Annotated in this window: 3 protein-coding genes; all 3 read right to left on the bottom strand. The window is 47.3% G+C overall.

From position 1 onward, the window contains the following. A partial coding sequence (gene secF, locus Q0095_RS03735; protein ID WP_297881477.1) for a protein translocase subunit SecF occupies positions 1-610 on the bottom strand: 610 nt, incomplete at its 3' end. Beyond that, positions 594-2,198 (bottom strand): protein translocase subunit SecD, encoded by a 1,605-nt coding sequence (secD, locus tag Q0095_RS03730; RefSeq protein ID WP_297881475.1) that lies wholly within the window; start codon positions 2,196-2,198, stop codon positions 594-596. The genes secD and secF, both read right to left, overlap by 17 nt. After that, on the bottom strand, positions 2,188-2,349 hold the full coding sequence (locus Q0095_RS03725; protein ID WP_297881479.1) for a preprotein translocase subunit YajC: 162 nt from the start codon (positions 2,347-2,349) through the stop codon (positions 2,188-2,190). The genes secD and Q0095_RS03725 overlap by 11 nt, the downstream gene beginning before the upstream one ends. Between the last annotated feature and the right edge of the window lie 12 nt (positions 2,350-2,361).

Raw genomic sequence — 2,361 nt, 5'->3', positions numbered from 1 at the left:
TATCGTTAAGCGAGTAGCCCATTATAGTTAGCAGTGCGGCTAGAATTTCAAGGTTGAAATCCACACCGGCTAAAATCATCGCACCTACAGCAACTACGACATCGTGCAGATCCGATAGTACGGCTGCAATCGCAAATCTCCACTCAAACCGCAGGGTGATATAAACCAAAATGAGTGCAAACGACACACATACCGCTAAAATTCCGTTTGTGCGAAGCTCTTCGCCGACTTTAGGACCTACGATATCGACCTTGCGAATGTCGAAGTTTCCACTACCTTGCAAAATTTTTTGCGCCGCTAAAGCGGGATTATCGCCCAGTTCGCTCGCAGCGCCCGAATATCTAATCGTAACTTCTTGATCGCTACCGAATTCCGTAACGTTGATATTGCCTAAATTTGCTGCCTCGAAGCGTTTTCTGATCTCATCAAGCGGTGCTTTAGCGTCGTATTTAACCTGAATGAGTGTACCGCCGCTAAAATCGATGCCGTAATTAATGCCCTTAATGAAAAATAGCGCAATAGAGCCTATTATCAAAACAGCAGAAAGCGCGAAGGTAAAATATCTAAATTTCATAAAATCATAAATTTTGCCCTTATCGAACACTTGCATTTGCGCCTCCTCTTACTTTATAACCGAGCCAAAGCGCGGTATTTTTGCTCTTTTCCATCTTATCCATTACTAACTCAAACATTCCGTGAGTGCCTAAAATAGCCGTTATCATCGACGCTACGATACCGATGCTCATCGTGACGGCAAAGCCCTTCACCGGACCGGTGCCGTAAGCATAAAGCGCAGCAGAAGTAATTAGCGTAGTGATATTTGAATCCACGATCGCGCTCATCGCATTTTCATAGCCTTTATTTATACTTTGGCGGATTGAAACTCCCGTCCTTAGCACCTCTCTAACGCGCTCGTTAATGATGACATTCGCATCTACCGCCATTCCGATAGTTAGTACGATTCCAGCCATTCCAGGAAGCGTTAACGTTGCACCAAAAAGCGCCATACAAGCGATTAGAAATAAAATATTGACTACAAGCGCGATATCGGCAAAAAGCCCCGCTACGCCATAGTATAAAATCATAAAGATCAAAATCGCAACCGCTGCAAGACTAAGCGCCGCCATACTTTTATCGATGCTATCCTGTCCTAGGCTAGGACCGATACTGCGCGTTTCGGATACTTTAACCGGAGCTAAAAGCGCGCCGCTTCTAAGCGCAATCGCTACGTCGTGCGCCTCCTCGACGCTAAATCCGCCGCTGATCTGACCGCTGCCGCCGCCGATGCGCTCGTTAATGCGCGGTGCGGAGTAAACCTTGCCGTCAAGTACGATAGCTAGGCGTTTGCCGACGTTTTTGCCGGTAAAATCGCCAAAAATTTGAGCACCTTGAGAGTTCAGCGTAAAATTTATGATCGGCTGGTTGGTGTGCTGATCGAAAGCTACCTTCGCATCGACTAGCATCGCGCCATCAAGGACAGGAATTTCGTTTATGAGATACTTGTAATTCGGATTTTTAACGTCCGGATAGATCACGTCGCCGTAAGCTCTGGCATCCGCCGCGCTGATAGTCTGCGCGCGGTCTTGGCGCACGTCGTCCACCACCATAAGCTGCAAGTGAGCCGCTTTGGCGATCAGATCTTTTGCGCGCTGCTCATCCGCTGCACTTTTGACGCCCGGAAGCTCAACCAAAATATAACTCTCGCCCTGCTTTGCTACCGTAGGCTCCGCAAGTCCGAATTGATCCAAGCGGTTTCGGATAGTCTCGACGGCCTGTTCAATCGCGTATTTTTTAGTAGCCTCAATCTCCTCGGGCGTTAGCGTGACGCGGTATTTTTCGCCCGATTTTTGAATGTCTAATCCGCTTGCGGCGCTATGCAAAATCGCATCAAATTTAGAAGCCTCGTCCGCGTCTAAAATTTCAAACTCAAACGAATCGCCTTCCAATTTTAGCCCGTCCATTAGCAGATCATCGCGCTTGGCGGCGTAATTGACGCTCGCAGCGATCGATTTGATCTTTGAAACGACCGCCTCGTCGCTTTGAACCTCCAAAAGCATATGCAGGCCGCCTTGCAGATCCAAACCCAAGTTTATCTTGCTTCCCTTTTCGGTCTGAAAGATCGAAGGCGCGGCAAAAATCGCCGAAAAGATCACCGCAGCTAAAAAGATTAGTAGGCGGTATGAAATTTTACTGCTCATCTAATTTTCTTGCCACGAATTGTTTATCTAGCTCGACCATGACCTCATCGTTAAGCTTAACTGTGATAAAATCATTGTTTGTTTTCACGACCGTGCATTTTATGCCACCGCTAGTTATGATCTTATCGCCTTTGCCGAGCGCATCGACCATCGCTTTATGATC

It is taken from the genome of uncultured Campylobacter sp., assembly GCF_938045535.1.
Taxonomy (GTDB): Bacteria; Campylobacterota; Campylobacteria; order Campylobacterales; family Campylobacteraceae; genus Campylobacter_B.
Note: the sequence above shows the minus strand (reverse complement) of the source record. Positions and strands in the feature narration are given on the sequence as shown.